Origin of the sequence: Pseudomonas sp. Irchel 3E13, assembly GCF_900187455.1 — a bacterium.
Classification (GTDB): domain Bacteria; phylum Pseudomonadota; class Gammaproteobacteria; order Pseudomonadales; family Pseudomonadaceae; genus Aquipseudomonas.
The window spans coordinates 1-19,103 of sequence record NZ_FYDX01000002.1 but is presented as its reverse complement, the minus strand read 5'-3'; the positions used below and the strand labels follow the sequence as shown (position 1 = coordinate 19,103).

The 19,103-nt window shown below is 62.7% G+C and carries 10 protein-coding genes and 2 pseudogenes; 7 read left to right on the top strand and 5 right to left on the bottom strand.

Annotated elements, in window-relative coordinates:
* The first annotated feature begins 46 nt into the window (after positions 1 to 46).
* Positions 47 to 940, top strand: a complete 894-nt coding sequence (locus CKW37_RS02445) for a LysR family transcriptional regulator (RefSeq protein ID WP_095153859.1) — start codon at positions 47 to 49, stop codon at positions 938 to 940.
* A gap of 112 nt (positions 941 to 1,052) precedes the next feature.
* A complete protein-coding gene (locus CKW37_RS33095; protein ID WP_256587674.1) occupies positions 1,053 to 1,175 on the top strand; it encodes a PA1414 family protein in 123 nt (40 codons plus the stop codon).
* A 103-nt stretch (positions 1,176 to 1,278) separates the two neighbouring features.
* Here the strand turns inward: CKW37_RS33095 and CKW37_RS02440 are convergent, their stop codons facing one another.
* Positions 1,279 to 2,658, bottom strand: a complete 1,380-nt coding sequence (locus CKW37_RS02440; RefSeq protein ID WP_095153858.1) for a sodium:solute symporter — start codon at positions 2,656 to 2,658, stop codon at positions 1,279 to 1,281.
* Positions 2,659 to 2,797: 139 nt separating this feature from the next.
* On the bottom strand, positions 2,798 to 3,748 hold the full coding sequence (gene speB, locus CKW37_RS02435) for an agmatinase (RefSeq protein WP_095154326.1): 951 nt from the start codon (positions 3,746 to 3,748) through the stop codon (positions 2,798 to 2,800).
* Between the two features lie 224 nt (positions 3,749 to 3,972).
* Between speB and CKW37_RS02430 the strand changes: the two genes are divergently transcribed.
* From CKW37_RS02430 to CKW37_RS02420, 4 genes and pseudogenes are all read left to right on the top strand, one after another.
* Complete coding sequence (locus CKW37_RS02430) at positions 3,973 to 4,866, top strand: LysR family transcriptional regulator (RefSeq protein WP_095153857.1); 894 nt, start codon at positions 3,973 to 3,975, stop codon at positions 4,864 to 4,866.
* Between the two features lie 58 nt (positions 4,867 to 4,924).
* Positions 4,925 to 5,275: pseudogene (locus tag CKW37_RS33490) on the top strand (PAS domain-containing protein); the annotation flags it as partial.
* Between the two features lie 309 nt (positions 5,276 to 5,584).
* Positions 5,585 to 6,559 (top strand): annotated as a pseudogene (locus tag CKW37_RS33485) (methyl-accepting chemotaxis protein); the annotation flags it as partial.
* A gap of 77 nt (positions 6,560 to 6,636) precedes the next feature.
* Positions 6,637 to 7,236 (top strand): tRNA-uridine aminocarboxypropyltransferase, encoded by a 600-nt coding sequence (locus CKW37_RS02420; protein ID WP_095153855.1) that lies wholly within the window; start codon positions 6,637 to 6,639, stop codon positions 7,234 to 7,236.
* Between the two features lie 168 nt (positions 7,237 to 7,404).
* On the opposite strand, the gene CKW37_RS02415 is transcribed toward CKW37_RS02420, so the two are convergent.
* Genes CKW37_RS02415 through CKW37_RS02405 form a run of 3 tightly spaced genes read right to left on the bottom strand, consistent with a single transcriptional unit; the run spans position 7,405 to position 12,334 of the window.
* Positions 7,405 to 8,751, bottom strand: a complete 1,347-nt coding sequence (locus CKW37_RS02415) for an HlyD family type I secretion periplasmic adaptor subunit (protein ID WP_095153854.1) — start codon at positions 8,749 to 8,751, stop codon at positions 7,405 to 7,407.
* 19 nt (positions 8,752 to 8,770) lie between these two features.
* Positions 8,771 to 10,915: a type I secretion system permease/ATPase gene (locus CKW37_RS02410; RefSeq protein ID WP_371864265.1), complete on the bottom strand. Its 2,145-nt coding sequence runs from the start codon at positions 10,913 to 10,915 to the stop codon at positions 8,771 to 8,773.
* A gap of 45 nt (positions 10,916 to 10,960) precedes the next feature.
* The gene (locus CKW37_RS02405) at positions 10,961 to 12,334 is read right to left on the bottom strand and encodes a TolC family outer membrane protein (protein ID WP_095153852.1); all 1,374 of its coding nucleotides are present in this window, start codon (positions 12,332 to 12,334) and stop codon (positions 10,961 to 10,963) included.
* A gap of 513 nt (positions 12,335 to 12,847) precedes the next feature.
* On the opposite strand from CKW37_RS02405, the gene CKW37_RS02400 reads away from it, so the two are divergent.
* Positions 12,848 to 19,103 (top strand): retention module-containing protein (locus tag CKW37_RS02400; protein WP_143501863.1); only part of this gene is annotated, 6,256 nt, incomplete at its 3' end.

Below are 19,103 nucleotides of genomic sequence, written 5' to 3'. Positions count from 1 at the left end.
AAAATTGAATAATGATGAGCAACTTGTTCACTTTTGGAGAACGGCTATGGAACTGAGCCAGTTGCGCATCTTTCAGGCGGTCGCCGAGACCGGTTCGGTGACCCGCGCCGCCGAGCAATTGCACCGGGTGCCGTCGAACCTGTCGACGCGTTTGCGTCAGCTCGAGGAGCAACTGGGCGTGGAACTGTTCCACCGCGAGCGTCAGCGTCTGCAGTTGTCGCCGGCCGGCAAGGTGTTGCTGGACTACGCCGGGCGCATGCTGGCGCTGCACGATGAGGCGTTCGCGGCGGTGCAGGGCGGAGAACCGGCCGGCGAGTTCATCCTCGGCAGCATGTACAGCACCGCGGCGATTCACCTGCCGGGGTTGCTGGCGCGGTATCACCGGACCTATCCGGCGGTGAACCTGCAGGTGCAGACCGCGCCCAGCGGCGAGCTGCTGGAAGGGCTGCTCGCCGGTCGGCTGGACGCCGCCATGCTCGATGGGCCGCTGTCGCTGGCCGGTCTCGACGGCGTGCCGCTGTGCGAGGAAACTCTGGTGTTGATCACCGAGTCGGACCATCCGCCCGTGCGCAGCGCACGGGATGTGACGGGGCGTGCGGTGTTCACCTTCCGCAAGGGCTGTTCCTACCGCATGCGGCTGGAGGCCTGGTACGCCCATGATCACGCGGCCATGGGCCGGGCCATGGAAATCGAGTCCTACCCGAGCATGTTGGCCTGTGTGGTGGCGGGTTCCGGGGTGGCATTGATGTCGCAGTCGATGCTCGACAGCCTGCCGGGGCGCGAGAACGTCGCGGTGCACCGGTTGCAGACGCCTTTCGATCTGGCGACCACCTGGCTGGTGTGGCGGCGGGGCATGCGCGGGGCGAATCTGGATGCCTGGGTGAACCTGCAGGAAGAGGGGCGGGAAGGACCGCCTGTCGGAACGGCGCTCAGCGCTTGATGCAGGTCACAGGTGTAGGAATTTACGCAAGCGATTTGTAGGACTTGAGGCTATGATTGCTAGGAAACATCGTAGCCAAACTGGATTGGACGATGACCCTCAAGGGGGAATTATGAAAAACCTGATGATGAACTGGCTCCATGACCTCGCTGTTGCCTTGGGCCTGATCCCGCCGATGCAACCGGTACCGATCCCCAGCGACGACGAGAAGCGCAAGCGTCAGCCTCGACGTTGAAGTATTCAGAGGCCCCATCGCTGCTGTTCGGCGCCCCGAACCGCAGCGATGAGGCTCTTCATCCCAAAGAAAAAGGGCCTGCTTTGCGCAGGCCCTTCTTGTTTCAAGCCAGTTTCGCCGCATTCACTTCCGAGCGGGACATCAGGCTGACCACCACGAAGCTCACCAAGGCGATCGCCAGGCTGTAGTAGATCGGGGTGTTCGCGTCCATGCCGTCCTTGATCATGAACACCAGCGCGGTAACGAAGCCCAGCGCCATGCTGGTGATCGCGCCGCGAGTGGTGGCGCGTTTCCAGTAGATGGCGCCGATCAGCGGCACCAGCATGCCGCCCACCAGCAGGTTGTAGGCCAGGGTCAGGGCGCTGATCACGTCTTCCACCACCAGGGCGATAGCCAGCACGGCCAGGCCGGTCAGCAGGGTGAACAGGCGGTTGATCGACAGGCTCGACTGTTTGCCGCCGCGCAGCCGTGGCAGCAGGTCTTCGGTCAGAACGGTGGACGCAGCCAGCAGGCCGGCACTGGCGGTGGACATCATTGCCGCCAGCGCAGCAGCGATCACCAGGCCGCGGATGCCGTCAGGCAGGGCGGATTTGACGATGGCGGCGAAGGCGTTGTTGGCGTTGCCCAGGTCTGGCAGCAGCACGTGAGCGGCCATGCCGATCACCGCGCAGACCAGGCCGTAGATCACGCAGTACACGCCTGCGGTGGTGCCGGCGTATTTGGCGACCTTCTCGTCACGGGCGGTGAACACCCGCTGCCAGATGTCCTGGCCGATCAGGATGCCGAAGAAGTAGATCAGGAAGTAGGTGATGATCGTGTCCCAGCCGATGGTGGTCAGGCTGAAGCTGGACGCCGGCAGCTTGGCTACCAGTTGATCCCAACCGCCAACGCGGTACAGGCAGATCGGCAGCAGGACGAACATCAGGCCGACGGTCTTGATCACGAACTGGACGATGTCGGTCAGGGTCAGCGACCACATGCCGCCGATGGTCGAGTACACCACCACCACGCCGCCGCCGAGCAGGATCGCACTCCAGAACGGCAGTTCGAACAGCACTTGCAGGACGGTGCCGATGGCCAGGGTCGAGGTCACGCCGATCATCAGCGCGTAGGCCAGCATGATCACGGCGCTGGCCTGACGGGCCATGGGGTTGTAGCGCTTTTCCAGCACCTGGGTGACGGTGAAGATGCGCAGGCGCAGCAGCGGTTTGGCGAGGAACAGGTTCAGGGCGATGATGCCCAGGCCCAGCGCCGCGCACAGCCAGAAACCGGAAATACCGTGCACATAGCCCAGTTTCACGGTGCCGACGGTGGACGCGCCACCCAGTACCGTTGCGGCCATGGTGCCCATGTACAGGCTCGGGCCGAGGTTACGGCCGGCCACGAGGTAGTCCTCGTGGGTCTTTGCCTTGCGCATGCCGTACCAGCCCAGTATCAGCATGCCGGCGGCATAAATCAGTACAACGAATATGTCCAAGGCCATGGGTGTCTCCAATTATCTTTTTTATGTGAGATCAATCTCGCGGTCGGGTAGGCCGCCGCGGGTCATTCTTCGTAGTGCGGCCCGTTCTTCACGGGCCGCCGTCATGGCTCCTGCCTGATATCTTTCCTTGCCTTGGCTATTAGCGACGTGCAACGCCGGGCAGAACGCAGAGCATTTCGTAAAGCAGGTTGGCGCCGAGCAACGAGGTGTTGCCGGTGGTGTCGTAGGGCGGGGACACCTCGACCAGGTCGCAGCCGATCAGGTCGAGGCCCTGGCAGCCACGGATCACTTCGATCGCCTGGATGGTGGTCAGGCCGCCGATTTCCGGGGTGCCGGTGCCGGGCGCCCAGGCCGGGTCGATGCCGTCGATGTCGAAGGACAGGTACACCGGGCCGCCGCCGACTTTCTCGCGAACTTCGGCCATCAGCGGTTCCAGCGACTTGTGCCAGCACTCTTCGGCCTGCACCACGCGGAAGCCCTGTTTGCGGCTCCAGTTGAAGTCTTCAGCGGTGTAGCCCTGGGCGCGCAGGCCGATCTGCACCACGCGGTCGCAGTCCAGCAGGCCTTCTTCGACGGCGCGGCGGAAGGTGGTGCCGTGAGCGATTTTCTCACCGAACATGTGGTCGTTGACGTCAGCGTGGGCGTCGATGTGGACCAGGCCGATCTTGCCGTGCTTTTTGTGCAGGGCGCGCAGGATCGGCAGGGTGATGGTGTGGTCGCCGCCGAGGGTCAGCGGGATGACATTGTGTTCGACGATGGTGTCGTAGGCCTCTTCGATGATGCGCACGGCGTCGAGTAGGTTGAAGGTGTTGATCGCCACGTCGCCGATGTCGGCCACCGACAGCGAGTCGAACGGGGCGGCACCGGTGGCCATGTTGTACGGACGGATCATCACCGACTCGGCGCGGATCTGCCGCGGGCCGAAGCGGGTGCCGGAGCGCAGGGAGGTGCCGATGTCCAGCGGCACGCCGATAAAGGCGGCGTCGAGGCCGGCGGGACTTTGCAGGTGGGGCAGGCGCATCATGGTTGCGATGCCGCCGAAGCGCGGCATTTCGTTGCCGCCCAGTGGTTGGTGCAGGATCTTGTCCACGGTTTCGGGCCTCATCGGTTCGATTGTTCTAGTTGTTGAAACCTGTTCTCAACACCGGCCAGCCAGCCGAAAGTGCCCTGGAACAGTTGCAGTGCGGCAAAGTCTGCAAAAGGTAGTGCCGTAGAAGAATCGCTACAGGCAAATACTTAGTTCAGGTTTTTCTGAACTATCGCTGGGAGCGGGGTTAGACTGTCGCCATTTCCGACCTGCGGACCTCCGTTTTCATGGCCTCGAACCTGCCCGATCTGAAGCTGCTGCGTATCTTCGCCAGCGTGGTGCGCCACCAGGGTTTCGCCAATGCCCAGCGCGACCTCAACCTCTCCACGTCAGCCATCAGCACCTACATGAGCCAGCTCGAGGCCGCCCTCGGCATCGTGCTGTGCCATCGCGGCCGTGGCGGCTTCAGCCTGACCAGCAAGGGCGAGCTGTTTCACCAGGAGACTTTGCGTCTGCTGGCCGAACTGGACGGTTTCGAGCAATACGCGGCGGCGCTCAAGGGCGAGCTGCGCGGCACCCTCAACCTGGGGGTGATCGACTCCACCGTGGGCGATCGCGCCTTGCCGCTGGCCGAAGCCATCGGCGCTTACAGCCAGGAACATCCGGCGGTGCACCTGCATTTGTCGGTGTCCAGCCCCTACGAGTTACAACTGGGCGTGCAGGACAACCGCCTCGACCTCGCTATCGGCGCTTTTTCCACACGCATGAGCGGGCTGGTCTACCAGCCGCTGTACCGCGAGCAGCACTGGCTGTACTGCAGTAACCGTCACCCGCTGTTCAGCGAGCGGCGGATTCCCGAGCAGGTCATCACCCAGCAACGCATGGTCGGCCGGGGCTACTGGAGCCAGGCGGAACTGGCCCGGCACGGCTTCAAGCACAGCGCCGCGACGGTAGAAAGCATGGAGGCGCAACTGATCCTGGTGCTGTCCGGGGCCTACATCGGCTACCTGCCGGAGCATTACGCCCAGGCGTGGGTCGACAAGGGCGACTTGCGGGTGCTATCTCCCGCGACCTTCGGTTATCAGGCGCCGTTCTCGATGATCATCCGCCGTGGCCGCAGTCGCGAGCCGCTGATCCAGACCTTCCGCGACCTGCTGCGGGCGCAACTGACGCCAGCATGAGGCGAACGTCGGCGAAAATTACTTTGCGCGGGTGGTAAAAAGCACCACGAAAGCGTTAATGCTCTGCTACTACTTTTCTTGCCGTGATGAAACTTCCTCCCCACCTTGTCAGCAGGGAACGCCCAAGATGCGCATGAATTTGCCCGTCACTGAGCAGGAAAGAACCTTCCCCCAAGAGCAGCGGCTGATCTCCACCACCGACCTGAATAGCCGCATTACCTATTGCAACGACGCCTTTGTCGCCATCAGCGGGTTCACCCGCGACGAACTGCTCCACCAACCCCATAACCTGGTACGCCATCCCGACATGCCGCCCGCGGTGTTCGCCCATATGTGGGAGACCATCAAGGAGGGAAAGCCGTGGATGGGCGTGGTCAAGAACCGCGCCAAGAACGGTGACTTCTATTGGGTCAGCGCCTATGTCACGGCCATCTACGAGAACGGTCGGATCAGCGGCTACGAGTCGGTCCGCTCGCTGCCCAGCCGGGATCAGGTGCAGCGCGCCGCGGCCTTGTACGAGCGCTTGCGTGCCGGGCGCTCACCCACCTCCTGGGCGGCGCGCACGCTGGATGTGCTCGAACATGGCTGGCCGTTGGTCGGTGCTGGCGTGGTATCGGTGATCGCCTACCTGGTCTTGCCGCAATACGCCGCTCTCGGGGTGTTGATGGCTAGCTTGCTGTCGGCCTGGTTCCTGTTGGAAAACCGCCAGAGCCGGGTGATCCGCCGTACCCTGGCCGAGCACCCCAAGGCGTTCACCAGCCCGCTGGTGGCGCTGACCTACAGCCGCAACCTGGGCCTGCAAGGGCAACTGGACCTGGCCATGATCAGCGAGGAAGCGCGCCTGCAAACGGCGCTGACCCGGCTGGTGGATGCCGGCGTCAGCGTACGAACGCGGGCGTCGCAGTCGTCGGATTTGTCCGGTGCCCAGGCGCAGATGCTCGATCGTCAGCGCAGCGAGACCGATCAGTCGGCGACGGCTATCGCGCAGATGGCGGCGACCATCCAGCAGGTGACCCAGAACGTGCAGAACACCGCGCACGCGGCGTCCGACGCCGACGAGCTGACCCGTCAGGGCAGCACGCTGGCGCAGCAGAGCTTGCGGGCGATGAGTAGCATGGCGGATGCGGTCAACGATATCGGGCAGGCGGTGCACGCCCTGGCCGAGCAGACTCAGTCCATCGGCAGCGTGGTGGACGTGATCACCTCGATCGCCGAGCAGACCAACTTGCTGGCCCTCAATGCCGCCATCGAAGCGGCACGGGCCGGCGAGCAGGGGCGCGGCTTCGCCGTGGTCGCCGACGAAGTGCGCTCGCTGGCCCAGCGGACCCGCGCCTCGACCGAGGAAATCCACCAGATCATCGCCTCGCTGCGTGCGGGTGCCGATCGGGCGGTGACCAGCGCGAACAAGGGCGAGCAGATCTCCCGCGACAGCGTGCACAGCGTCGAGGCGGTGCAGAGCGCGCTGAGCGGGATCAGCGAGGCGGTCAGTCGTATCACCGGCATGAGCCAGCAGATCGCCACGGCCTCCGAGCAGCAGAGTCATGTGGTGGAAGACATCAACCAACAGATCGTGCGCATTGCGCAGTTGTGCGATCACAGTGCCGGCCAGGCCAGGCAAGGGGCCGAAATCAGCCAGGAACTCGAACGCATGGCCGAGTACCTGCACGACCTGGCCGAACGGTTCAACCGCTAGTCGTACCATCCTGCCCACAGGGATGTGGGTCTTTTCCGGGACTGCTGTGGCACACTTTGTCCGCCCAGGAGAACCCGATGTCCAGAATCCAGTGCGAGCGCTGTCAGCGTCCGCAGTCCCGTTGCCTTTGTCCCTTGATCCCGTCGCTCGACAGCCGCACCCGCGTGGTCCTGTTGCAGCATCCCGATGAAGTCCGTCATGCCCTCAATACCGCGCGCCTTGCCGCCCTTGGCCTGCGCAACGGCGAGTTGCGGGTGGGCGAGGTGTTCGAGGGGCTGGCCGAGCTGATTGCTGCGCCGGGGTATCGGGTGGGCTTGTTGTTTCCCGGTGAACAGGCGCAGCCGTTGCGGGCGTATGGCGAGGATCCGGATCCGCGTCCCTGGTTGCTGATCGTGCCGGACGGCACCTGGCGCAAGGCGCGCAAACTGCTCTACCTGAATCCGCTGCTGGACGCATTGCCGCGAGTGACCCTGGCCTGTGTCCAGCCTTCCCGCTATCGGCTGCGCAAGGCGCCGGAAGCGGGTGCGTTGTCGACCATCGAGGCGGTGACCCAGGCGCTGAATGTGCTGGAAGGGGAAGGGCGTTTCGATGAATTGCTCAGGCCTTTCGATGCGTTGATCGAGGGGCAGATTGCGGCGATGGGGCGGGAAACGTTTGAGCGTAATCATTTGCGCTGATTTGTGAGGGCTAGACACCGCATCGCGAGCAAGCTCGCTCCTACAGTTCATTGCACCATGCCGTGGACAGTGTAAGAGCGAGCTCGCTCGCGATGGCCCTCAGCAACCCAGCCATTCCTCAGGTGAAGTCTGTGGTCGGGATCGCCTTCGCGGGGATGGGACCACTGACTAGCGTTCCCGCAACGCCTCCGTCCGCGCCTTCAGCACCGGCTTCAGCAAGTAATCCAGCACGCTCTTCTCGCCGGTAATGATGTCCACCGTCGCCACCATCCCCGGGATGATCAGCAGCGGTTTGTTGTCCCCGCCCAAATGATTTTTGTCGGTGCGCACCTGGATCATGTAGAAGGCGTTGCCCTTGTCGTCGGTGACGGTGTCGGCGCCGATCAGTTCCAGTTTGGCCTTGAGCCCACCGTAGATGGAGTAGTCGTAGGCGCTGAACTTGACCATCGCGCTCTGCCCCGGATGCAGGAAGGCGACATCCTGCGGACGGACCTTGGCTTCGATCAGCAGGTTGTCTTCCAGCGGCACCACTTCCACCAGGTCGCTGCCGGGCTGGACCACGCCGCCGATGGTGTTGACCTTGAGCAGCTTGATGATGCCGTGCACCGGTGACACCACGGTGGTGCGGTTGACCCGGTCGTCGATGGCGACGCTGGTGGCGGTGATTTTCGACAGGTCGGTGCGTTTTTCGTTGAGTTCCTTGGCCGCTTCGGAGCGGAAACCCGCCTCGGATTCTTCGATCTTGCTCTTGATCTCCGCCACGGCCGATTCGGCCCGGGGGATCGCCAGGCTGGTGGCGTTCATCGAGCCGCGGGCTTCCACCGCGCTGCGTCTGAGGCGAAGGATTTCCACCGGCGAAATCGCCCCGGTTTTCACCAGCGGCGTCGACATGTCCAGCTCCTGCTGCAGCAGGGCCAGGCCCGAGCGGTACTGGTCCAGCTTGGAGCGGAACTCGGCCAGTTCCTGGGTCTTCTGCCGAAGTTGTTCGTTGAGGGTCTGCTTCTCGCTGTTCAGGCGGCGCTGGCGCGATTGGTACAGGGCCATTTCGTCCTCGGCCACTTGCGGCGCCTTGCTGCGCACTTCCGGGGACACCTGGAACGGCTTGCCCTCGGTCTCGGCGGACAGCCGCTCGACCTGCGCGGTAAGGGCGTAGCGGTCGGCCTCGCTTTCGCCCTTGTTGGAGCGGAAGCGCGTGTCGTCCAGGCGCAGCAGGGTGTCGCCCTTGTTCACCATCTGGCCTTCGCGGACGAAAATCTCGGTGACGATGCCGCCTTCGAGGTTCTGGATCACCTGCACCTTGCTCGACGGAATTGCCTTGCCTTCGCCGGTGGTCACCTCGTCGAGCACGGCCACCTTGGCCCAGACCAGCGCAACCAGCAGCAGCGCCGCCGCCAGCCACACGGTGAGCCGCGAGCGGCGCGGGGAGTCCTGCAGGGTGGCGTTCGTCAGGTCCGGCAGGTACTCGTGCTCGGCGGTCTTGTTGAAACTCTGGAAGTAACTGCGTAGTGCGGACATCTCGCACCTCTGTGTAGGACTAAAGGGCTTGACCGATACGGCCCTTGCGCAGGGCGTCGATCACCGCATCCTTGGCGCCGTCGGCAACGATCTTGCCGTTGTCCAGTACCAGCAGGCGGTCAACCAGGCTGAGCATCGAGGTGCGATGGGTGACCAGCAACAGGGTCTTGCCCTCGATCCAGCCGTGCAGGCGATTGCGCAGTTGTTCTTCGCTGCTGTTGTCCATGTGGCTGGTGGGTTCGTCCAGCACCATGATCGGCGGCTCCAGCAGCATCGCCCGGGCCAGCAGCACGGCCTGGCGCTGGCCGCCGGAGAGCAGTTGGCCACGCTCGCCCAGCGGACGGTCGAAGCCGCGCGGGTGTTGCCGGGCCAGCTCGCTGACGCCGGTCAGTTCGGCGACTTCGAGCATCCGCGCGTCACTCACGTAGCGCGCCCCCAGGGTCAGGTTGTCGCGCAGGCTGCCGGCCAGCAGCGGCAGGTCGTGGGCGACGTAGCCGAGTTGCTGGCGCAAATCGGTGATGTCCAGTTGGCGCAGGTCGAGGTTGTCCAGCAGGATCTGGCCTTCGTCCGGCTCGTAGAAGCCCATCACCAGCCGCGCCAGGGTGCTCTTGCCCGAACCGCTGCGGCCGATGATGCCGATACGCTCGCCCGGCTTGACGCTGAAACTGACGTTGTTCAGCGCCGGCGCGGTCTGCCCGGGATAGCGGAAGCTCACCCGGCTCACTTCCAGCGCCCCTTGCAGGCGGGTGTGCTCCAGCGGTTGCTGGTCGCTGCGACGTTCCTGCGGCAGGGCCATCAGGGCGTCGGTGCTGCGCATGGTCAATTGCGCCTGTTGATAACGGGTGATCAGCCCGGCGATCTGCCCCAGCGGCGCGAGCACCCGGCTGCCGAGCATATAGCAGGCGACCAGGGCGCCGACGCTGAGGCTGCCGGCAATGATGCTGTAGACCCCGGCGACGATGGTGGACATCCCGCAGAACTGCTGGATGAACAGCGTGCCGTTGGTGGCCAGGGCCGAGAGTTTGCGGGCGTGGACGTCCAGTTGGGTAAGGGCGCCATGGGTGCTTTCCCACTGGTACTGGCGCTCGCTTTCGGCGCCGCAGGCCTTGAGGGTTTCCAGGCCGCCGAGGGTTTCGATCAGCAGTGCCTGGCGCACCGCGCCGAGGCTCAGGCTTTTCTGCACGGTGTCGCGCAGGCGCACCTGGATCAGCAGGGCGAAGACGATGGTCACCGGGAACGCGATCAGTGGAATCATCACCAGCCAGCCGCCGAGCAGGCCGATAACCGCGAGCATCAGCACCACGAAGGGCAGGTCGATAACGCTGGTCAGGGTTACCGCGGTGAGGAATTCGCGCAGGCCCTGGAAGTCGTGGATGCTCTGGGCGAAGCCGCCGATGGTGGCCGGGCGGGCTTTCATCGACATGCCGGTGATGCGTTCGAACAGGGTTGCCGAGAGGATCATGTCGGTCTTCTTGCCGGCCTGATCGAGCAGGTGCGCACGGACCACGCGCAGCACCAGTTCGAACAGGGTGCCGATCAACAGACCGATGACCAACACCCAGAGGGTCGAGGTGGCCTGGTTCGGCACCACGCGGTCGTAGGTCTGCATCACGAACAGCGGCACCATCAGGCCCAGCAGGTTGATCAGCAGGCTGGCCAGCAGGGCGTCGCTGTACAGCCAGCGGGATTGTTTGAGGGTGTCGCGAAACCACGCATTGACCCGCGGCACCAGCGGGTTGCGCAGGTCTTCAAGTTCATGCCGGGGGCGGGCGAAAAGGACCTGGCCCGCGTAGGCCTCGTCCAGTTCCTGACGGCTGACCCACTGCTCGCCGCCGTCGGCTTCGCAAGGCAGGATCAGCGCCTGATCGCCCTCTTTCCAGCGCTGCAGCACCGCGCAACGGCCATCCTTGAATAGCAGCAGTACGGGCAGGTTGAGCGCGGAAATCGCGCCCAGCTCACGGCGTAGCACGCGCGCCTGCAAGCCGGCACGCGCCGCCGCGCGCGGCAGCAGATCGACGCTCAGGCGTTGTTGCGGCAGCGGCAGGCCGCTGCTCAGGCTGGCGCGGCTGGCCGTGCAACCGTGCAGCTTGCAGAGAATCAACAGCCCATCGAGTAACGGATCATCGAAACTCTGGCGTTGGTCCGCCGAGTTCGCCGGTTGCATGCTGGTCACAATGGCCTACTCCTCAGTCGAGGCGGCGGAAAATACTCAACGCATTTCAGGCAACCGCGCGTCGGTCTTGACGTCGCTCTGGGCGACGGCTTCAGGCGGCAGCGAGATTTTCTGCTTGCTCAGCAGTTCGCCCATGTTGGCCAGCAGCCGATAGCCGGAGAACTCCTCGATGTAGCGCACTTCGACGTAGCGCCGGTTGGCGTTGTACAGCTCGTTTTCGCTGTCGAGCACGTCGAGCAGGGTACGTTGGCCGAGGCCGAACTGGTCCTGGTAGGCCGCGCGCACACGGGTGGTGGTCTCGGCGTACTGGCGGGCCGATGGGGTCTGTTTGGCAGCGTTCTGCAGGGCGTTCCAGGACAGCGACAGGTCCTCGGTGAGGGTGCGCAGCGCGTTGTTGCGGATGTCCATGGCCTGGTTGATCTTGTGCGCGTCGGACTGCAGGCGGGCTTTGTCGCTGCCGCCGCGGAACAGGTTATAGGTCATCACCACGCCGGCGTGCCAGTCGGTGTTGGCATGCCCGGGCTCGCCGCCCAGGTTGTTGTTGGCGGCGGTGGACAGCTCGGCGTCCAGGCGCGGGTAGAACGGCGACTTCGCCACTTCATATTGTTGCTCGGCAGCCTGGATGTCGGCCTGGGCCGATTTCAGGTAGGGGTTGTTCGCCAGCATGTCCTGGCGAGCGTCGACCAGGCTGGTGGGGATTTCGCCCTTGATCGAGGGCGGGGCTTCCAGCTCGTCGGCGGTGCGGCCGGTGACGCTGAAGAAATTCGCCTCGGCATCGGCCAGGTCGACTTCCGCGGTGTACAGGTTGTTTTCCGCCAGTGCCCGGCGGGCGGTGGACTGGTCGAGGTCGGCGGTACTGCCGACGCCGCGCTCGCTGCGCAGGCCAATCTGATCGTTGACCCGCAAGTGGGCCTGCAGGTTGTTCTTGGCCAGGGTCACCAGTTCGCGGCGCTTGAGCACTTCGAGGTACACCTCGATGGCGCGCAGGGCGATGGTCTGCGAGGTGGCTTGCAGGTAGTAGGCGCGGGAATTGACCACCGCCTCGGTGCGGGCCACTTCATTGGAGGTGTTGAAACCGTCGAACAGCATCTGCCGCAGGCGCAGTTCCGACTGGGTGTAGTTCAGGGATTCCTTGTTGTGGTTGCGCGTGCCGTCGGCATTGATACCGCGGGTGTTGGTGTTGTCCGAGCGCTCACGGCCGTAGCCGGCGACCAGATCGACGCTCGGGTAGTAACCACCGCGAGCGAACTTCACATCTTCATCGGCGGACAACCTGCTGTTTATTCCCGCCTTGGCTTCCGGGTGGTAATCCACCGCGCTTTGCACTGCTTCCTGCAAAGACATTGCCTGGGCATTGGCACAGGTCATGGCCAGTAAAACTGCACTGGTGAGGGGGGTCAAAACGCGCATGGGTTACTTCTCCCTGAGTTTCATTTTTAGGTGCTGCATCGCCAATAAAATGACGAAAAATTGAGTTCAAACCGTTTCAGGCTTGTAACAACAGAGCTAAGAACATTTGCACGCAAAGCTAAGAAGAAATTTTCATAAGGGTTATGCGAAAAAAAACTTATGCGGTCTAAGGAAACCGGCACATTGTTTAACCCACGCGCCACGTATACCGGGCGCTGAAGCGCTTTTTTACTGGCGTCAGAAAGTTTTCAGATGGTTTTTCGGCATAGGGCATGGAAAGAGTGGAGGGGAGGGGAAACACCGCAAATCTTGGCGACGGAAATTTGGCGCAAGGCCAGTTGCCAGTAGGTGTTCTCTATCCGCTGCGGCGACATCGATCGGGATCGTGGATTTCCCCTGGAATCCCCCGGTCCTGATGGTCGCGGGTACTTCGAATCGGGCGCTGATGGATTTGGCCCGCACACGAGATACCACGCACTTTCCTGCAGAACTCGGCGGTGGAGGAGTGGGTACATGGCTCAGTCAATCGGTGTGGTCAGCAAGGTGGTCGGTCTGGTGTTCGCGGTCGCGAGTGACGGAACCCGGCGGGCATTGGTCGAAGGCGATCGCCTGTTCGTCGGCGAACAACTGGAGACCGGCGCGGCTGGAGCGGTGGCGGTCCACCTGGCCAACGGCGGGGAACTGACCCTGGGCCGCGACAGCAGCCTGACCCTCTCCAGCAACCTGCTGAACCATCACGCGCCTCATGTGCAAGCCCCGGATGTCGTGACCCCGACTGAAGCGCAATTGAGCGACGTCGAGAGACTCCAGCAAGCCATCGCCGCCGGCGGCGACCCGACCCAGGATGCCGAGGCGACCGCCGCCGGCCCGGGCAACGGCGCGCCCGGTGCGCTGGGCGGCGGCCACAGTTTCGTGCTGTTGACCGAAGTGGGCGGCCGGGTCGATCCGGTCATTGGTTTTCCTACCGCCGGCTTCAACTTCCAGGGCGACCTGGTGGACCTGCGCACCGGTGATGTGACGCACGACCAGCCTTTCGCTCCCCAGGTGAACAACCCCATCAGCCTGAATGGCCTGGCGGTGCAGGGCGGCGAGGTCATCGTCAACGAAGCCAACCTGCCCCTGGGTTCGGCGAGCAATGCCGGGGCCCTGACCCAGGGCGGAACCTTCACCGTGGTCGCGCCTGATGGTGTCTTCAACCTCAATGTCGGTGGCGTGAATGTGCTGACGGCCGGTGTTGTCACCGGCGTAGGACAGTCCTTCATCACTGGTACAGGCAACGTCCTGACCATCACCGCCTACGACCCGGCCAGCGGCACCGTTGGTTACACCTACACCCTGACCACCGCCGGCAGTTCGCTGGGCGAGAGCATCCCGGTCACGGCCAGTGACAGCAATGGCGATGTCACCAGCGGCAGCCTCGATGCAACCATTCTCGACGACGTGCCACGGGCGGTGGACGACACCAATGCCTCGGTGGCCACGGAAGCCTCGACGGTGCTGACCGGCAACGTTCTGCCAAACGATATCCAGGGCGCCGATCGCACGCCCAATCCGATCATTCCGGGGACGTTCACCGGCACCTACGGCACGCTCGTACTGGCGGCGGACGGCTCGTACACCTACACCCTGAATCCCTCGGACCCGGACTTCATCAACCTTCACGGTGGTGGTCACGCGACCGAGACCTTTACCTACACGCTGACCGATGCCGATGGCGACACCAGCAACGCCAACCTCGTGCTCAACATCACCAACCTGGATGATCCGGTTGTGCTGGGCGGGGTGGGGACCAATGCCGGGGCGATCACCGTCTTCGAGAAAAACCTGAGTACCGGCAGCAGCCCGGATGCGGCCGCGCTGACCCAGACCGGCAGCTTTACCGTCACCGCGGCGGATGGCCTGCAGACCCTGAGCGTGGGAGGTATCAACGTTATTTCCGGCGGCGTGGCGGTCACTTTCCCGCAAACCGTGACGACACCTTTGGGCAATACCCTGACCGTCACCGGCTACAACCCGGGCACCGGCGTGGTGACCTACAGCTACACCTTGCTGGACAGCGAAACCCATCCGGCTGGCAACGGCGCCAACACCCTGACGGAAAGCTTCACCGTAGTTGCCAGCGATACCGATGGCAGCTCCAGCACTGCCAACCTGAACGTGCTCATCGTCGATGATCAGCCTGTCGCGGCGGCGGACAGCAATGCGTCGGTCGCTACCGAAGTATCAACGGTGCTGACGGGGAATGTGCTGACCAACGACATTCAAGGCGCCGACCGGGTAACCGGACCGATTACTGCGGGCACCTTCACCGGCACCTACGGCACGCTCGTACTGGCTGCGGATGGTTCCTACACCTATACGCTGAATCCTGCCGATCCGGACTTCTTCAATCTGCATGGCGGCGGGAATGGGACCGAGACCTTTGCCTACACCCTCACCGATGCGGACGGCGATACCAGTACTGCCAACCTGGTGCTGAACATCACCAACCTCAACGATCCGGTGACGCTGACGGGCCTGGATAGCGCCGGCGGCGAACTGAGTGTCTACGAGAAGAACCTGAGTGATGGCAGCAGCCCGGATGCCGGGGCACTGACGCAGACTGGCACCTTCACCATCAGTGCGCCGGATGGCCTGCAGACCCTGAGTGTCGGCGGCATCAATGTGATCAGCGGCGGCGTGGCGGCCGGCTTTCCGCAATCCACCACCACCTTGCTCGGCAACACCCTGACCGTCACCGGCTACAACCCGGGCACCGGCGTGGTGACCTACAGCTACACCCTGCTGGATAACGAAGCGCATCCGAATGCCGGCGGCACCAATAGCCTGACCGAAAGCTTCAGTGTTATCGCCACCGATACCGATGGCAGCAGCACCAGCGGCAGTATCGACGTGAACATTGTTGACGATGTGCCGACGGCTGTGGCGGATACCAATGCGTCGGTTGCTACTGAGGTTGCCACGGTCCTGACGGGGAATGTGCTGACCAATGACATTCAAGGGGCCGACCGGGTTACCGGACCGATCACTGCGGGCACCTTCACGGGGACCTACGGCACGTTGGTTCTGGCTGCGGATGGGTCTTACACCTACACGCTGAACCCTGCGGATCCGGACTTTTTCAATTTGCATGGTGGCGGTACGGGGACTGAGACCTTTGCCTACACCCTGACCGATGCCGACGGTGATACCAGTACTGCGAACCTGGTGTTGAACATCTCCAATCTGAACGATCCGGTGACGCTGAGCGGGCTGGATAACAATGGTGGTGAGCTTTCGGTTTACGAGAAGAATCTTGGAGATGGCAGCAGCCCCGATGCGGGGGCGCTGACCCAGACCGGGACCTTTACCGTCACCGCTCCGGACGGGCTGCAAACCCTGAGCGTGGGTGGGATCAGCGTTGTTTCTGGCGGTGTGGCTGCTGGTTTCCCACAAACTGCGACGACGCCTTTGGGCAATACGCTGACTGTTACGGGGTACAACGCAAGTACCGGCGTGGTGACCTACAGCTACACGCTTCTGGATAACGAAGCTCATCCAAACGCAGGTGGCATCAACAACCTCACCGAAAGTTTCACCGTCACCGCGACGGATACCGATGGCAGCACCAGCAGCGGCAGCCTCGACGTGAACATCGTCGACGATGTGCCGACGGCTGCGCCGGATACCAATGCGTCGGTTGCTACCGAGGCGGCGACGGTATTGACGGGGAATGTGCTGACTAATGACGTTCAGGGCGCTGACCGTGTTGTTGGACCGATCACTGCGGGCACCTTCACTGGAACCTACGGCACGCTGGTTCTGGCTGCGGATGGGTCTTACACCTACACGCTGAATTCTGGCGATCCGGATTTCTTCAATTTGCATGGTGGCGGTACGGGGACTGAGACCTTTGCCTATACCCTGACCGATGCGGATGGCGATACCAGCACTGCGAATTTGGTCCTGGATATCAAGAACCTGAACGATCCAGTCACTCTCAATGGCCTCGATGCTGTGGGTGGCGAACTGACGGTTTACGAGAAAAACCTCAGCGACGGCAGCAACCCGAACACACCGGCACTGACCCAAACCGGCACCTTTACCGTCACCGCTCCGGATGGTTTGCAGACCTTAAGCGTGGGCGGCATCAACGTCGTTTCTGGTGGTGTAGCCGCTGGTTTCCCACAAACTGCCACGACTCCGCTGGGCAACACGCTGACCGTCACCGGTTACAACGCAAGCACCGGCGTGGTGACCTACAGCTACACCCTTTTGGATAACGAGGCGCATCCAAACGCTGGCGGCATCAATAACCTGACCGAGAGCTTCACGGTCACCGCGACGGACACCGATGGCAGCACCTCTAGCGGAAGCCTCGACGTAAACATCGTCGACGATGTGCCGACGGCTGCGCCGGATACCAATGCGTCGGTCGCTACCGAAGCATCCACGGTGCTGACAGGGAATGTGTTGACTAATGACGTTCAGGGCGCTGACCGAGTTGTTGGACCGATCACTGCGGGCACCTTCACTGGAACCTACGGCACGTTGGTTCTGGCGGCGGATGGGTCTTACACCTACACGCTGAATCCTGGCGATCCGGACTTCTTCAATTTGCATGGTGGCGGTACGGGGACTGAGACCTTTGCCTATACCCTGACCGATGCCGACGGTGATACCAGTACTGCGAACCTGGTTCTGGATATCAAGAACCTGAACGACTCAGTCACCCTCAACGGCCTCGATACTGCGGGTGGTGAGCTGACGGTCTACGAGAAAAATCTTAGCGACGGCAGCAACCCGAACACGCCGGCACTGACCCAAACCGGCACCTTCACGGTTACCGCACCGGACGGTCTACAGACTCTGAGCGTGGGCGGTATCAATGTCATCAGCGGTGGCGTGGCTGCCGGTTTCCCACAAACCGCCACGACTCCGCTGGGCAATACGCTGACCGTCACCGGCTACAACGCAAGTACCGGCGTGGTGACCTACAGCTACACCTTGCTGGATAACGAAACCCATCCAAACGCTGGCGGCATCAACAACCTGACCGAGAGCTTCACGGTCACCGCGACGGACACCGATGGCAGCACCTCTAGCGGAAGCCTCGATGTAAACATCGTCGACGATGTGCCGACGGCTGCGCCGGATACCAATGCGTCGGTCGCTACCGAAGCATCCACGGTGCTGACAGGGAATGTGCTGACTAATGACGTTCAGGGCGCTGACCGAGTTGTTGGACCGATCACTGCGGGCACTTTCACTGGAACCTACGGCACGTTGGTTCTGGCTGCGGATGGGTCTTACACCTATACGCTGAATCCTGGCGATCCGGACTTCTTCAATTTGCATGGTGGCGGTACGGGGACTGAGACCTTTGCCTATACCCTGACCGATGCCGACGGTGATACCAGTACTGCGAACCTGGTTCTGGATATCAAGAACCTGAACGACTCAGTCACCCTCAACGGCCTCGATACTGCGGGTGGTGAACTGACGGTCTACGAGAAAAACCTCAGCGACGGCAGCAACCCGAACACGCCGGCACTGACCCAAACCGGTACCTTTACCGTCACCGCTCCGGACGGTCTACAAACCCTGAGCGTGGGCGGCATCAACGTTGTTTCTGGTGGTGTGGCGGCTGGTTTCCCACAAACCGCCACGACGCCTTTGGGCAATACGCTGACCGTCACCGGCTACAACGCAAGTACCGGCGTGGTGACCTACAGCTACACCCTGCTGGATAACGAGGCTCACCCAAACGCTGGCGGCATCAACAACCTCACCGAAAGCTTCACCGTCACCGCGACGGACACCGATGGCAGCACCACCAGCGGAAGCCTTGACGTAAACATCGTCGACGACGTACCAACCGCTGCGCCTGACACCAACGCCGTCACCGCAACCGAAGCCCAACTGACCCTGACCGGCAACGTCCTGACCAACGATACCCAGGGTGCCGACCGTGTCACCGGACCGATCACCGCCGGCACCTTCACGGGCACCTACGGCACGTTGGTTCTGGCTGCGGATGGGTCTTACACCTATACGCTGAATCCTGGCGATCCGGACTTCTTCAATTTGCATGGTGGCGGTACGGGGACTGAGACCTTTGCCTATACCCTGACCGATGCCGACGGTGATACCAGTACTGCGAACCTGGTTCTGGATATCAAGAACCTGAACGACTCAGTCACCCTCAACGGCCTCGATACTGCGGGTGGTGAACTGACGGTCTACGAGAAAAACCTCAGCGACGGCAGCAACCCGAACACGCCGGCACTGACCCAAACCGGTACCTTTACCGTCACCGCTCCGGACGGTCTACAAACCCTGAGCGTGGGCGGCATCAACGTTGTTTCTGGTGGTGTGGCGGCTGGTTTCCCACAAACCGCCACGACGCCTTTGGGCAATACGCTGACCGTCACCGGCTACAACGCAAGTACCGGCGTGGTGACCTACAGCTACACCCTGCTGGATAACGAGGCTCACCCAAACGCTGGCGGCATCAACAACCTCACCGAAAGCTTCACCGTCACCGCGACGGACACCGATGGCAGCACCACCAGCGGAAGCCTTGACGTAAACATCGTCGACGACGTACCAACCGCTGCGCCGGATACCAATGCGTCGGTTGCTACCGAAGCATCGACGGTGCTGACGGGGAATGTGCTGACCAACGACATCCAAGGCGCCGACCGTGTCACCGGACCGATCACCGCCGGCACCTTCACGGGCACCTACGGCACATTGGTTCTGGCGGCGGATGGTTCCTACACCTATA

Coding starts and splice junctions, on each gene's coding strand:
- CKW37_RS02445 (WP_095153859.1), top strand. CDS start 47: ATGGAACTGAGCCAGTTGCGCATCTTTCAGGCGGTCGCCGAGACCGGT.
- CKW37_RS02415 (WP_095153854.1), bottom strand. CDS start 8,751: ATGTCCGCACTACGCAGTTACTTCCAGAGTTTCAACAAGACCGCCGAG.
- CKW37_RS02440 (WP_095153858.1), bottom strand. CDS start 2,658: ATGGCCTTGGACATATTCGTTGTACTGATTTATGCCGCCGGCATGCTG.
- CKW37_RS02430 (WP_095153857.1), top strand. CDS start 3,973: ATGGCCTCGAACCTGCCCGATCTGAAGCTGCTGCGTATCTTCGCCAGC.
- CKW37_RS33095 (WP_256587674.1), top strand. CDS start 1,053: ATGAAAAACCTGATGATGAACTGGCTCCATGACCTCGCTGTTGCCTTG.
- CKW37_RS02420 (WP_095153855.1), top strand. CDS start 6,637: ATGTCCAGAATCCAGTGCGAGCGCTGTCAGCGTCCGCAGTCCCGTTGC.
- CKW37_RS02410 (WP_371864265.1), bottom strand. CDS start 10,915: ATGCAACCGGCGAACTCGGCGGACCAACGCCAGAGTTTCGATGATCCG.
- CKW37_RS02405 (WP_095153852.1), bottom strand. CDS start 12,334: ATGCGCGTTTTGACCCCCCTCACCAGTGCAGTTTTACTGGCCATGACC.